We start from the raw sequence: 12,759 nt of genomic DNA, 5'->3' as shown, positions 1-12,759 counted from the left end.
ATCAGCCCTTCAGGGCCGTGACTTCGATCTCGATCAGCATCTCGGGCTTGATCAGGGGCGCCACGACCATCGTCGCGGCCGGGCGGATTTCCGAAAACCACTTACCCAGCACCGGCACGACGGCGTCGAAGTCCGAAGCGCGGGCCAGCGTGTATTGCACGCGCACCACGTCGGCCAGCGTGAAGCCGCCCTGTTCCAGCGCGCCCGCGATGGTCTTGAAGCAGTTGTCGGCCTGATCGGCCGCGGCTTCGGGCATGGTCATCGTGGCATAGTCATAGCCGGTCGTGCCCGAGACGAAGCACCAGTCGCCCTTCACCACGGCGCGGGAATAGCCCATCGTCGCCTCGAAGGGCGAACCGGACGAGATCAGTTTGGCGCTCATTCAAAGCATCCTTTCACGAATTTGCGGAAGGCATCGGCCCGGTGGCTGATGCGGTTCTTTTCGTCATGGCCCATCTCGGCAAAGGTCCGGGTCTCGCCCTCGGGCTGGAACATCGGATCGTAGCCGTGGCCCTGGGTGCCGCGGATCGGCCAGACCAGCTGGCCTTCGGCCTTGCCTTCGAAGACCTCGTCGCTGCCATCGGGGAAGGCCAGCACGAGGGTCGAGCGGAAGCGGGCGGTGCGGGGCAGGGGCGCGGCCTCGGCCTCGCAGGCGGCCCAGGTCTTTTCCATCGCCATCACGAAGTCGCGCCCCGAAGGCGTCTCTGCCCAGTCGGCGGTGTAGACGCCGGGCGCGCCGTTCAGGCAGTCGACCTCGATCCCCGAGTCGTCCGACAGCGCCGGCAGGCCGGTCGCCTGCGCGGCGGCATGGGCCTTGATGCGGGCGTTCTCGACGAAGGTGGTGCCGGTTTCCTCGGGCTCGGGCAGGGCCAGCGCCTTGGCGCCGACCACCTCGATCCCGTAGGGCGCCAGCAGCTCGACCATCTCCTCGAGCTTGCCTGCGTTATGCGTCGCGACCAGCAGCCTGTTTCCCGTGAAACGGGGCATCAGATCGCGGCTTTCTGCGCCGCGACCAGCTCGGCGATGCCGGCCTCGGCCAGATCGAGAAGCTGGCCCATCTCGTCGCGCGAGAAGGTCGCGCCCTCGGCCGACATCTGCACTTCGACCAGCCGACCCGAGCCGGTCAGGATGAAGTTGCCATCGGTGCCGGCCTCGCTGTCCTCGAGATAGTCGAGGTCCAGCACCGGCTGGCCGCCGTAGATGCCGCAGCTGACGGCCGCGACATGCTCGACCAGCGGATCGCTTTTCAGCACGCCCGCGGCCAGCATCTTGTTCACCGCAAGGCGCAGCGCGACCCAGCCGCCGGTGATCGAGGCGCAGCGGGTGCCGCCGTCGGCCTGGATCACGTCGCAGTCGACGACGATCTGGCGCTCGCCCATCGCGACGCGGTCGATGCCGGCGCGCAGGCTGCGGCCGATCAGGCGCTGGATTTCCTGCGTGCGGCCCGACTGCTTGCCGGCAGCGGCCTCGCGGCGGTTGCGGCTGTTGGTCGCGCGCGGCAGCATGCCGTACTCGGCGGTGACCCAGCCCAGACCGGTGCCCTTCAGGAAGGGCGGGGCCTTTTCCTCGACCGTGGCGGTGCACAGCACATGGGTGTCGCCGACCTTGATCAGGCACGAGCCTTCGGCATGTTTGGTGATCCCGGTTTCGATCGAGATCGGGCGCATTTCGCTAAGTTTCCGGCCAGAGGGGCGCATGGTCCGTCCTTTCCTCACAATTGGGCCCATTAGAGGTTTCGCCCTTGCATATGCAAGCCCGCGGCCAGTTGCCTCGGGTGCCGGAACGCGGCAGGATCGGCCCACGATGGCAGGCCAGATGACCGAAGGGTCCAAACTCCTTTCCGAGATGAACGAGCGCTCGCGCGAGGTCTTCCGCCGCGTGGTCGAGGGCTATCTGTCCTCGGGCGAACCCGTCGGTTCGCGCACGCTGACGCGGTCGATGTCCGAGAAGGTCTCGGCCGCAACGATCCGCAACGTGATGCAGGATCTGGAATATCTCGGGCTTCTGGACAGCCCGCATGTCTCGGCCGGCCGGGTGCCGACGCAGTTGGGTCTGCGGATGTTCGTCGACGGGCTGATGGAGGTTGCGACCGTCGGGCCCGACGACCGCGCCGCGCTGGATGCGACGCTGGGGTCTAACGAGCGCGACGTGGGCACGCTGCTGGACCGCGTCGGCTCGGCGCTGTCGGGGCTGACGCAAGGGGCAAGCCTCGTGCTGGCGCCGAAGCGCGAGGCGCCGATCCGCCACATCGAATTCGTCTCGCTGGCCCCGGACCGGGCGCTGGTGGTGCTGGTCTTCGCCGATGGCCATGTCGAGAATCGCGTCTTCCGGCCACCGCTGGGCCAGACGCCGTCCTCGATGCGCGAGGCGGCGAATTTCCTGAACGCAGTGGCCGAGGGCAAGACGCTCAGCGACCTGCGCGGCCATATCGCGCGCGAGATCGCAGCGCATCGGCAAGAGCTGGACGGGCTGGCGCAGGACCTCGTGGAAAGCGGGCTCGCGCTCTGGCAGGATGCGGGTGAAAGCTATGAACGGCTGATCGTGCGCGGCCGGTCGAACCTGATCGGCGCGGCCGAGGCTGCGGAACTGGCGCGGGTGCGCACGCTGTTCGACGACCTCGAACGCAAGCGCGACATCGTCGATTTCCTCGAACTCGCCGAGGGCGGCGACGGGGTGCGCATCTTCATCGGGTCAGAGAACAAGCTTTTCTCACTTTCGGGTTCCTCTCTGGTGGTCTCTCCCTATATGAACGCTGACCGTAAGATCATCGGTGCCATCGGCGTCATCGGTCCGACGCGGCTGAACTATGGCCGCATCGTTCCGATCGTCGATTACACGGCGCAGCTGGTGGGGCGGCTCCTGTCGGAGCGATAGGACCGGGACACCGGGGCAAGGGTTGAGACATGAGCGACACGAAAAAAGACGAGATCCTCGAGGATCAGGCACAGATCCACGAACCGGCGGACGAAGCCGGCTATGCGGCCCAGGACGGCGAGATCGCCGCGCTGACCGCCGAGCGCGACGAGCTGAAGGACCGCTTCATGCGGGCGCTCGCCGACGCCGAGAATTCGCGCAAGCGCGCCGACCGCGACCGCCGCGAGGCCGAGCAGTACGGCGGCTCGAAGCTCGCGCGCGACCTGCTGCCGGTCTATGACGCGCTGCGCCGCGCGCTGGACCACGCGGGCGAGGCAGAGCGCGCCGCGGCTGCCCCGCTGATCGAGGGCGTCGAGCTGACGCTGCGCGAGCTGGTCAAAGTCTTCTCGAAGCACGGGATGGAGGCGGTGATGCCGCAGGTCGGCGACACCTTCGACCCGAACATCCACCAGGCGATGTTTGAGGCACCGGTGCCCGGCACCAAGGCCGGCGACATCATCCAGGTGATGGCCGAGGGCTTCCTTCTGCACGACCGCCTGCTGCGCCCCGCGCAGGTCGGCGTCAGCTCGACCCCGAAATCCTGATCCCCGATCGGTGTTTCACATGAAACGGCCTGCGCCCCCGGCGCGGGCCGTTTTCGTTTCGCCGTTTCACGGGGGATTGGTCGCGCGTGGAACGCTCCGCCGCCACCCCGCCGCCCGATTTCGTCTGCAGCCTCTGGCCGATGATCGCCCCTGCCGGAGGACCCGATGCCGCCCTTTCGGATGCCGCCCCGCCTTGCCGGGGCCTTTAACCCTTTCTTCACCTTCTGCTCGCGGATGCAGGACTGGTTGCGTAGAAGAGAACGCAGCCAATCGACTCAAATCTGCGAAAAAAGCATGTCGTTCTTCGATCTCTTCCTCGGCCGCCGCGCCGCGCCCGTGCCGCCGGTGGTTGAAAAGCCTGCGGCACCGAAGCCGCTCAGCGATGCAGAGATCCTGCGCCGGCTGAACCAGTTGGCCGCGGCGGCGCTGGTCAGCGGCAGGATGGACCGGGCCGAGGCGCAGAAGCTGGCAGAGGCCGCCCGCGGCCGGTTCACCGAAGAGGAATTCGCCCGTGCCGTCCGTCAGGCCGCGGAACGGCAGATGGCGCTGAAGCGCGCGGCCGAGCGCGAGGCGCCGAAGCCAGACCCGCTCGCCGCCCGCGCCGCCGCGGGCTACCGGGCCACGAGGTCCTTCAGCCGGTAAAGCTCTGCCAGAGCCTCGCGCGGGGACATCTCGTCCGGGTGCAGCGCCGACAGCCGTTCCTCGAGCGGCGACGGTCCGCCCGGCGCTGCCACGACCGGAACCGCGGGCCGCACCGCCGAAAACAGCGGCAGATCGTCGATCACCGCGGCTTTGCGGCCGCCACCCTCGCGTTCGCCCCTCTCCAGCGCCTCGAGCACCACCTTCGCCCGCTCGATCACCGCCGGCGGCAGGCCGGCAAGTCGCGCCACCTGCACGCCATAGCTGCGGTCGGCGGCACCGCGACGCAGCTCGTGCAGGAAGATCACCTCGCCGTCCCATTCCTTGACCGCGACCGTGGCGTTCTCGACCCCTTCCAGCTTGGCCGAGAGCGCGGTCATCTCGTGGTAATGCGTCGCGAAAAGCGCGCGGCAGCGGTTCTGGCCGTGCAGATGCTCCATCACCGCCCAGGCGATCGAGAGCCCGTCATAGGTCGCCGTGCCGCGGCCGATCTCGTCGAGGATCACCAGCGCCCGGTCGTCGGCCTGATTGAGGATCGCCGCGGTCTCCACCATCTCGACCATGAAGGTCGAACGCCCGCGGGCGAGGTCGTCGGCGGCCCCGACGCGGCTGAAAAGCTGGCTGACCATGCCGATCCGGGCCGAGGCCGCCGGCACGTGGCTGCCGGCCTGCGCCAGAAGCGCGATCAGCGCGTTCTGGCGCAGGAAGGTCGACTTGCCCGCCATGTTCGGGCCGGTGATCAGCCAGATCGCCGGGGTGGCGTCCTCAGTCAGGGGGCAGTCGTTGGCCACGAAGGGCGTGCCCGTCCGGCGCAGCGCGCGTTCGACGACCGGGTGCCGCCCGGCCTCGATGTCGAAGGCGCGGCTGTCGTCGACATGCGGCTCGCACCAGCCCTCGGTCACCGAGAGATCGGCGAAGGCAGCCGAAAGGTCGAGTTCGGCCAGCGCCCGGGCCGCGGCACCGATCCGGGCCGCCTCGGCCAGAACAGAGCCTTTGAGCCTGTCATAGAGCCGCTTTTCGATCTCTAGCGCGTGGTTCGCGGCGTTCAAGATCCGGGTTTCCAGCGACGACAGCTCGACCGTGGTGAAACGGACCTGGTTGGCGGTGGTCTGCCGGTGGATGAAGGTCTCGTTCAGCGGCGCGCCCAGCATCTTCTCGGCATGGGTCGCGGTCGTCTCGATGAAATAGCCCAGCACGTTGTTGTGCTTGATCTTCAGGCTCTGGACCCCGGTCTGTTCGATGTATTCGCCCTGCATCCGGGCGATGACGCCGCGGCCTTCGTCACGCAGCGCGCGGGTCTCGTCCAGCTCGGGCTCGTGGCCGCTGGCGATGAAGCCGCCATCGCGGACCAAGAGCGGCGGCTCGGCCACCAGCGCGGCCTCGAGCAGGTCGAGAAGCGCGTCATGGCCCTGAAGATCGGCGGCCGCGCCCGCCAGCCTTGCCGGCACCTCGGCGCGCCCGAGCATGCCCGCGATGCGCCCGGCCTCGGTCAGCCCGGCGCGGATCGCCGTCAGGTCGCGCGGGCCGCCGCGGTCGAGGGCAAGGCGCGAGAGCGCGCGGTCCATGTCCGGCACCCGGCGCAGATCCTCGCGCAGGTCGTCGCGAAACCGACCCTGTTCCACGAGGAAACCGACGGCAGAGAGCCTGTCGCGCACCTCGGCCAGATCGCGCGAGGGCGCCGAGATCCGCCGTTCCAGCAGGCGCGCGCCGGCCGCGGTCACCGTCCGGTCGATGGCCGACAGAAGCGAGCCTTCGCGGCCCCCCGACAGCGCCTGCGTCAGTTCAAGGTTGCGCCGGGTCGCGGCGTCGATCTGCATCGCGGCGCCGGTCGCCTCGCGCAGTGGCGGGCGCAACAGCGGCAGCCGGCCGCGCTGGGTGAGTTCGAGGTAATCGACGATGCCGCCCAGCGCGGCCAGTTCCGCGCGGTCAAAACTGCCGAAGGCCTCGAGCGTTTCCACGCCGTAAAGCGCACAAAGCCGCCGCTCGGCCCCGGCGCTGTCAAAACTGACGCGCGCGAGCGGGGTCAGCGACAGGCCCAAATCGGCGGTGATCTCGGCGCAGTCGGCCTCGCGCGTTTCGCTGACCAGAAGTTCGCGCGGGGCAAGGCGGGCCAGTTCGGGCGCCAGCCGCGACAGCGGGCAGGCGGTGACCCGCATCTCGCCGGTCGAGATGTCGACCCAGGCCAGCGCGCCCTCGTCGCGGACCTCGGCCCAGGAGCAAAGCCAGTTCGCCCGCCGCGCATCCAGCAGGCTTTCCTCGGTCAGGGTGCCGGGCGTGACCAGCCGCACCACGTCGCGCGCGACCACGGATTTCGAGCCGCGCTTCTTCGCCTCGGCCGGGTCCTCCATCTGCTCGGCGATCGCCACCCGGAAGCCCTTGCGGATCAGGGTCAGCAGATAGGCCTCGGCGGCGTGGACCGGCACGCCGCACATCGGGATGTCCTGCCCCAGATGCTGGCCGCGCTTGGTCAGCGAGATGTCAAGCGCGGCCGAGGCGGCGACGGCATCATCGAAGAACATCTCGTAGAAATCGCCCATCCGGTAGAAGAGCAGCGCCCCCGCATTCGCGGACTTGATTTCCAGATACTGCGCCATCATCGGCGTGACGGTTCCGTCGGCCACGTCGGTCCCCTTGCTGATCGGACCCGGACCCTAGCCGAGCGGGGCCGCCGGCGAAACCCCGGGACCTGCGCAGGGGAATTGCGGGAAATGCGAAGTCGTCATACCATCCCGGCGTGTGGCTGCCGCCTGGGTTGAGTCGGACTTTCCATTTGCAAGTCCGTGGCTGTCCGCGCCTTTTGAACAGGAGATAGTCCATGGGCTTGACGACGAAAGGCCTTCTCGGGTTCGCGCTTGCCATCGCGACGACCCTTCCCGCACAGGCTGCGGTGATCAGCTTCCTGCCCGGTGATCTTGCCCCCCTCAGCGCCCCCGGCGTCCCGGATGGCGTGGTCGGAGCGTTTTCGCAGAACGGCGTGTCGGGGCAGGTGGCGGGCCTTGCCGCGTGCATGGCCGATGTCACGCTCTTCGGCCTGACCGGCCCGGCCTGCACGCCGGCCTATACCGAGTCCCCTGACGGGCTCGGCGTCACCTACCAGTCGCTGCTGCCCGACATCTTCCTGCCCGACGACGACGATCCGGCGCTGGACGGGCTGATCCCAGAGGCGCTGTTGTTCCATTTCGACAAGGTCGTCCGCGTCGTCTCGGTGACCTTCGGGCTGTGGACCCCGGGCACCGATCAGGCCTTCGTCGGCGCCGCTGTCGCGCCGGGCGGGGCGCTGACCGACAACGGCGACGGCACCGCGACCTATGTCTTCGGACCCGGTGTGCTGCTTGACCTCTTCGCGGTGATCGCGGGCCCCGATCCGCTGACCTGCCTGCAGGAGGTCGGCAACATCTGCGTCCTGACCGGCCCGATGAGCTTCACCGTCGCCTCGATCGAGGTCGCGCCTGTGCCGCTGCCGGCGGCGGGGCTGCTGCTGCTGGGCGGGCTCGGCGGCCTGGCCGCGCTGTCGCGCCGGCGCCGCACCGGTTGAGAGTCGAGCGGGGCGCGGGCTGCCTCAGCCCCGCTCTGCCCGTTCGGCCTGCAGGAACATCGCCAGCGCCGCCATGGCGAGCGAGGTCGTGTGCTGGTTCGACTGGCCCGGCGGCGGCACGTTGCGCCCCCGCCAGCCGCCGTCTTGGCGCTGCGCCGCGACCAGCCGCGCCATCCAGGCAGGAGAGACCAGATCGTGCCGCCCCAGCCATTCCAGCACGAAGATCCGTTCCGCGAACAGGTCGCCGGCATAGCTGGTCGCGCGGTTGGCGCGGGCGACCGGCGCGACCTCGGGCGCGATCATCGCCTCGATCCCCGGATCGGTGCAGCCCGCGCGGCGCATCAGCAATCCGGCGACGATGATATGGGTCGAGCCATAGCCGCCGCCGTCGCTCAGCGCCCGCAGGTAGCGCATCAGATGGGCGGGATCGCCGCCAAGGTCGATGTTGGCGGCGTCGATCATCATCAGCTCGATCACCTGATAGGGGCGCGTCGCGACGATGTCGGGCAGGTGGCGATGGGCCTCGGGGTCATAGCTCCGGTCGACACAGCGCAGGCCCGGGTCCCAGTAGCGTTCGCGATACCGCGCGGTGCGATCCCTGACGAATTCCAGCCGGGCATCGCCGCTTTGCGAATGGGCCTGATCCAGCACCAGCAGCGCCGACATCGACAGGTCGAAATGGTCGGCGAACCACGCGGCGCCGCGCCCGACCGCGGCCTCCATCGCGGCCTGCGCCGCTGCCGGATCGGCGCGATAGGCGGCCTCCAGCGCGCGGTTCCGGCCCTCGGCGAAGCGGCGGTCGAGCCGGTGCGTGGCGGATTGCGCAACGCGCGCGGCAAGACGTGCGGCGAGCGAGCTCACGATGCGGGCCTGCTGGAAAACGGCTTTTCCACGGACTGCGGCTCCGGAAATGCGCGACTGCAATGCGACAAGGGTAGCAGCGCCTCCGGCCGTGCGACAAGCGAAGGTTGCAGGCGATGCTGAGCCTGTCGCGCCGCCCCGATGCCGCGGTCTCGGTCACGCTGCACCGGCCCGATGCGCTGCCGCCGAAGCTGCACCGGGCCTGGGCTGACGCGGCCGCGGCGCAAGGTGCGGCGCTGCCCTATTGCGGGCCGGACTATGTCGGCGCGGTGCTGGCCGCCTATCATGCTGACCCCGCGACGCGCGTGCTGGCCGCATGGCGCGGCGACACACTTGCCGGGCTGCTGCCGCTGGTCGCGCGCGGCCACCGCCGCCTTGGCCTGCCGCTGCGCGAGATGGGGCTGCCGCGCAATCCGAACACGATCAATTCCGATCCGCTGGCCGGCCCGCCCGGCCCGGCCCGGTCCGAGGTGCTGGCCGCGCTGCTGCGCGCGGGCTTCGCGGCCGGGGCAGAGACGCTGATGCTCGACCACCTGCCCGCGGGACTGGGCAGCGCCTTTGCCGATGCGGCGGCGACGCTGGGCGCGGGGACCGATCCCGTCACCCCCTCGCGGCACCTGCATTACGCCCGGCTCGACGGGGGATGGGATGGCTACCTGGCCACCCGCTCGGGCAACCATCGCTGGCAGATCCGCAAGGCGCTCAAGGGCGCGGGGGCCCTGCAGGTGCAGCGGCTCGACCGCCGCGCGGCGCTTCGTGACGCGCTCGACGACTGGTTCGCGGTCGAGGCGCGCAGCTGGCAGGGCACGGCCGGCGCCGGTGCGGCGATGACCGCGGCCGACCGCGGCTTCCACCGCAGTCTGGTCGAGACGCTGCCCGACGCGGCCTTGGGCGAGCTGTGGCTGGTGCGCGACGCGACGGGGCGCGCGCTTGCCGCGCTGCGCATGCTGGCCGGGCCGCGGGGGCGCTCGGTCCACACGATGCATTTCGACGCGGCCGCCCGTGCGGCGGCGCCCGGCCTGCTGGCATTCGCCGCGATGATGCGCGCGGCGGCCGAAGACGCTTTGCCCGAGGTCGACTTCCACGGCCGCACCGCCTTTTTCGAGCGCTGGGCGACGGGGGCGCGGGCGCATGAAAGCCTGCGGATCTATCGCCCGGGGCCGAAGGGGGCGCTGGCCCGGCACGGGCGGCTGGTGCTGCGCCGGCTGGTCACTCGCTGACCACCCGCACCACCAGCGTGTCGCCGGGGCTCAGCGCGGTATCGGCCCCGGCCTCGACCGGGCCGGTGCCGTCGCGCAGCAGCTCGTAGCTGACCAGCGGCGGCAGGTCCTTGCCGGCCGGGGCCGGATCGGTGCCAAGATAGGCGCGGGCGATCCCGGCGCTGCGGTCGGCCTCGCGCAGCCGCAGCGTGGTCTCCTGCAGCGACCGCTGCGCCTCGGCCAGCGTCGCCGCGGCCTCGGCACGCAACCCGCTCGCGAAGCCCGCCAGCGCCCGCGCCTGCGTCTCGCGCGCGATCTCGGTGTCGGTCCGCTCGGACAGCAGGTCCAGAAGGCTTGCCTGCAGCTGCGCATAGCTGGTCTGGGCCGCGTCGACGTCGGGCGCCCGCGCCAGCCCGTCGCGGCCCAGCTTCAGCATCACCTCAAGCCGCGCGTTCGACCGCGACAGGGTCTCTTCCAGCAGGTTCCGCTGGGTTTCCAGCGTCGCGAGCTTGCCGTCGAGCGCCCCCAGCTCGGCCCGGTTGCCGGCGTCATCGGCCAGCGCCAGCGCCATGCGGTCGCGCAGGATCAGCTCTTCGGTCGCGCGCAGCGCGTCGGGCACCTCGAGGTCGAACAGGATCAGCGGCACCCGCCGCGCCACCACCGCCGCGAAGCTGGCGGGGTCGAGCGCGGCCGGCCCGCCCTCGTCGAAGGCCTCGCGGTTCAGCGCCCCCTCGGCCGAGGGCACGCTGCCCCCGAAGCGCAGGTCGATGAACTCGAGCTCGGCGCGAAGCCGCGCGATCCGCGCCAGCAGGCCGTCGCGGGCGACATGCAGCGCCCCCGCCCGCTCGACCGCCGAGGTCGCCTGCAGATAGGTGCCGAACTCGTCGGGCGGCAGCCGACCCTCGCCCCCCGACAGCGCCAGCGCCTGCCGCACCGTCAGGCCCGGCCGCCAGCCATAGGCGCCCGGGGTCGCGACATCGCCGGTCACGAAGACGTCGCGCCAGCGCGCCACCTCGACGAACAGCGCGTCGCCGGTCATCTGCCCCGAGGCGACCAGCGCCCCGCGCAGCGCCTCGGCCAGCGCCTCGGGCGTCAGCCCCGCCGCCGGCACGCGACCGATCGGCGGCACCAGCAGCCGCCCCTCGGCGTCGATGGCGCGTTGCAGCGACAGGTCGGGGCGGGCGAAGGCCGTGACCTCGACCAGATCGCCCGGGCCCAGCAGCATCCCGTCGGCGCGGGCCGGCGCGGCGGCGCAAAGCGCGATCAGGGCAGGGAGGGCAAGCAGGCGGCACGGTCGTGTCACGGACGGTCCCCCGGGGAGAATCCCGTTTTCAACTTACTGTTGTTCCAGCATACTGGTGGCGGTTTCGTTTTACAGCATTTCCTCAACCGCAGGCATTCCTCCGAGGCAGCGCGATCTTGGACGTTCCGCTTCATCAGCACTGGCATGACATCTACCTCAAGCGCTGGCTGATCGTCCTGACGGCGGTGGTCGCGGCCGCGGTCGCCTGGGGGGCCAGCGCCGTCCTGACCCCGGTCTACGAGGCGAAGACGACCTTCTACCTCGCCTCGACCGCGGTGCCCGCCAGCTTCTCGACCACCGCGCCCGAGGCGCCGCAGCCGCCGCTGCTGCCGATGCCGGAAGAAAAGGCCGCCTCGATCGACATCGGCATCCTGCGCGGGACAGAGATGATGGGCCGGCTCGCCGCCGCCACCGGCAGCGCGCGCGACGCGCTGGTGCGGGCGATCGACGTGACGGTGTCGAAGGAATTCATGGTCGATTTCTACGTCCGCGACCCTGATCCGGAACGCGCGGCAGAGATCGCGAACCTGGTGCCCGACCTCTATCGCGGCTTCCACGAAGAGCAGATGCGCCGCGGTGCCGCCGCCGTGGCCGAAGCGTTGGGCACCGAACTTGCCGGCCTTCAGGCGGAACGTGACCGCCTGCGCGGCGCGCTCGCGCAGGCGCGTTCCGACAGCCTGTCGGCCGCCGATGCCGCGGCGCTGGGCGCGCGCGAACGCGACCGCGATGCCGCGCGCGAGGCGCTGGCCGCGCTCGATGCCGATCAGGCCCGCCAGCAGGCGCGGATCGCGGCGATCGGTCAGGCCCTGGCGCAGGAGGCGGCGCTTTACCGGGACGAGCAGACCGCCGACACCACCCCCGCGCTCGACGCGATGCAGCAGCGGGTACTCGATCTGCGGGTGCAGCTTGCCTCGGCCAGCGCAGCGAGCCCCGCCGGGCCGCAGCGCGCGACGCTGGAACAGGAGATCGCCGCGACCGAGGCGGCGATCGCCGACGAACGCCGCCGCCTGCGCGACGCAGGTGCGAAGCCGCAGGGATCGCTGCATGAAGCGCTGCGCCTCGATCTGGCGCGGGCGCTGGCCGATCAGGCCGCCTCGGCTGCCGGCCGCCCCGCCGCCGCCGCCCGGGTGTCCGAGGCCGACGCCCGTTTCGACGCGGTTCTGGCCGCACTCGCCCTGACCGATGCCGATGCGGCCGCGCTTGCGGCGGTCGAGGCGCGGCTCGCCGCCACCCGCCAAAGCCTCGACGCCGCGCGCCTGCAGGCCGCGCATGTCGCGGCGCCGCTGGTGGTGGTCTCGCCGGCACTGGCGCCACCGCGCGCCGCCTTCCCGTTGCCGGTGCTGAACACCGCCGTGGCGGCGCTGACCGGGATGATCCTCGGCGCCTATTACGCGCTCTGGCTCGCCCATGCCGAGCGTGGTGCCGAGGCGCGGCGCACGCAGGTCACGCCGCTGCCCTTCTTCACCCGCGACGAGCGGCTGGCCCTGATCCGGGGCGGGGCGGCGGGCCTGCGCGAGGGCAGCGGAGAGCCGCCACATGGATGACGAATTCGGCGCGCTCGAAGGGACTCTGCGGCGTCGCACCGCGCGCGGCCGCGCCGCCATCGAGGCCGAGCTGTTTCCGCGCCGCACCAGCCGCGCCCGGTTGCGGCGGGCGCTGATGCAGGCGGCGGGCGCGGTGGCGGTCGGGACCTTCGCCGCCGGGGTCTCGGTCTTTCTCGCGGTGGTCATCCTGAACTTCATCTTCCACTACGCGCCCGGCTGA

13 protein-coding genes are annotated in these 12,759 nt (G+C 70.9%); 7 read left to right on the top strand and 6 right to left on the bottom strand.

The features are described 5' to 3' along the window. Position 1 precedes the first annotated feature (1 nt). Genes V8J36_RS04230 through rph form a run of 3 tightly spaced genes read right to left on the bottom strand, consistent with a single transcriptional unit; the run spans position 2 to position 1,697 of the window. The gene (locus tag V8J36_RS04230) at positions 2-382 is read right to left on the bottom strand and encodes a RidA family protein (protein ID WP_336465990.1); all 381 of its coding nucleotides are present in this window, start codon (positions 380-382) and stop codon (positions 2-4) included. Further along, positions 379-987 carry an RdgB/HAM1 family non-canonical purine NTP pyrophosphatase gene (rdgB, locus tag V8J36_RS04225; RefSeq protein ID WP_336465989.1) on the bottom strand — a complete coding sequence of 203 codons (609 nt, stop codon included), beginning with the start codon at positions 985-987 and terminating at the stop codon, positions 379-381. The genes V8J36_RS04230 and rdgB overlap by 4 nt, the downstream gene beginning before the upstream one ends. Then, entirely contained in the window at positions 987-1,697 is a 711-nt protein-coding gene (rph, locus tag V8J36_RS04220; RefSeq protein ID WP_336465988.1) for a ribonuclease PH, read from the bottom strand. Before rph ends, rdgB begins: the two co-directional genes overlap by 1 nt. 118 nt (positions 1,698-1,815) lie before the next feature. On the opposite strand from rph, the gene hrcA reads away from it, so the two are divergent. From hrcA to V8J36_RS04205, 3 genes are all read left to right on the top strand, one after another. Beyond that, entirely contained in the window at positions 1,816-2,874 is a 1,059-nt protein-coding gene (hrcA, locus tag V8J36_RS04215) for a heat-inducible transcriptional repressor HrcA (protein ID WP_336466189.1), read from the top strand. A 29-nt stretch (positions 2,875-2,903) separates the two neighbouring features. After that, on the top strand, positions 2,904-3,458 hold the full coding sequence (locus V8J36_RS04210; RefSeq protein ID WP_336465987.1) for a nucleotide exchange factor GrpE: 555 nt from the start codon (positions 2,904-2,906) through the stop codon (positions 3,456-3,458). 294 nt (positions 3,459-3,752) lie between these two features. Further along, on the top strand, positions 3,753-4,100 hold the full coding sequence (locus tag V8J36_RS04205) for a hypothetical protein (RefSeq protein ID WP_336465986.1): 348 nt from the start codon (positions 3,753-3,755) through the stop codon (positions 4,098-4,100). Here V8J36_RS04205 and mutS read toward each other — a convergent pair. Beyond that, positions 4,070-6,694, bottom strand: coding sequence for a DNA mismatch repair protein MutS (gene mutS / locus V8J36_RS04200; RefSeq protein ID WP_336466188.1), 2,625 nt, complete (start codon positions 6,692-6,694; stop codon positions 4,070-4,072). The genes V8J36_RS04205 and mutS overlap by 31 nt on opposite strands. 218 nt (positions 6,695-6,912) lie before the next feature. Here mutS and V8J36_RS04195 point away from each other — a divergent pair, with 218 nt between their 5' ends. Further along, positions 6,913-7,632, top strand: coding sequence for a VPLPA-CTERM sorting domain-containing protein (locus tag V8J36_RS04195; protein ID WP_336465985.1), 720 nt, complete (start codon positions 6,913-6,915; stop codon positions 7,630-7,632). Between the two features lie 24 nt (positions 7,633-7,656). On the opposite strand, the gene V8J36_RS04190 is transcribed toward V8J36_RS04195, so the two are convergent. Next, on the bottom strand, positions 7,657-8,493 hold the full coding sequence (locus V8J36_RS04190) for a hypothetical protein (RefSeq protein WP_336465984.1): 837 nt from the start codon (positions 8,491-8,493) through the stop codon (positions 7,657-7,659). Positions 8,494-8,609: 116 nt separating this feature from the next. On the opposite strand from V8J36_RS04190, the gene V8J36_RS04185 reads away from it, so the two are divergent. Further along, positions 8,610-9,713: a GNAT family N-acetyltransferase gene (locus V8J36_RS04185; RefSeq protein WP_336465983.1), complete on the top strand. Its 1,104-nt coding sequence runs from the start codon at positions 8,610-8,612 to the stop codon at positions 9,711-9,713. Here V8J36_RS04185 and V8J36_RS04180 read toward each other — a convergent pair. Further along, a complete protein-coding gene (locus V8J36_RS04180) occupies positions 9,703-10,995 on the bottom strand; it encodes a polysaccharide biosynthesis/export family protein (RefSeq protein ID WP_336465982.1) in 1,293 nt (430 codons plus the stop codon). The genes V8J36_RS04185 and V8J36_RS04180 overlap by 11 nt on opposite strands. 116 nt (positions 10,996-11,111) lie before the next feature. Here V8J36_RS04180 and V8J36_RS04175 point away from each other — a divergent pair, with 116 nt between their 5' ends. Then, positions 11,112-12,539, top strand: coding sequence for a hypothetical protein (locus tag V8J36_RS04175; protein ID WP_336465981.1), 1,428 nt, complete (start codon positions 11,112-11,114; stop codon positions 12,537-12,539). After that, entirely contained in the window at positions 12,532-12,759 is a 228-nt protein-coding gene (locus V8J36_RS04170) for a hypothetical protein (protein WP_336465980.1), read from the top strand. The genes V8J36_RS04175 and V8J36_RS04170 overlap by 8 nt, the downstream gene beginning before the upstream one ends.

It is taken from the genome of Frigidibacter sp. MR17.14 (assembly GCF_037095735.1).
In the GTDB taxonomy this organism is placed as follows: Bacteria; Pseudomonadota; Alphaproteobacteria; order Rhodobacterales; family Rhodobacteraceae; genus Frigidibacter.
This window is presented reverse-complemented; position numbering and strand designations above follow the sequence as displayed.

Bases quoted from the DNA above. Each gene is read 5' to 3' on its own strand.
- V8J36_RS04230 (WP_336465990.1), bottom strand. From the start codon at position 382: ATGAGCGCCAAACTGATCTCGTCCGGTTCGCCCTTCGAGGCGACGATG.
- rdgB (WP_336465989.1), bottom strand. From the start codon at position 987: ATGCCCCGTTTCACGGGAAACAGGCTGCTGGTCGCGACGCATAACGCA.
- rph (WP_336465988.1), bottom strand. From the start codon at position 1,697: ATGCGCCCCTCTGGCCGGAAACTTAGCGAAATGCGCCCGATCTCGATC.
- hrcA (WP_336466189.1), top strand. From the start codon at position 1,816: ATGACCGAAGGGTCCAAACTCCTTTCCGAGATGAACGAGCGCTCGCGC.
- V8J36_RS04210 (WP_336465987.1), top strand. From the start codon at position 2,904: ATGAGCGACACGAAAAAAGACGAGATCCTCGAGGATCAGGCACAGATC.
- V8J36_RS04205 (WP_336465986.1), top strand. From the start codon at position 3,753: ATGTCGTTCTTCGATCTCTTCCTCGGCCGCCGCGCCGCGCCCGTGCCG.
- mutS (WP_336466188.1), bottom strand. From the start codon at position 6,694: ATGATGGCGCAGTATCTGGAAATCAAGTCCGCGAATGCGGGGGCGCTG.
- V8J36_RS04195 (WP_336465985.1), top strand. From the start codon at position 6,913: ATGGGCTTGACGACGAAAGGCCTTCTCGGGTTCGCGCTTGCCATCGCG.
- V8J36_RS04185 (WP_336465983.1), top strand. From the start codon at position 8,610: ATGCTGAGCCTGTCGCGCCGCCCCGATGCCGCGGTCTCGGTCACGCTG.
- V8J36_RS04170 (WP_336465980.1), top strand. From the start codon at position 12,532: ATGGATGACGAATTCGGCGCGCTCGAAGGGACTCTGCGGCGTCGCACC.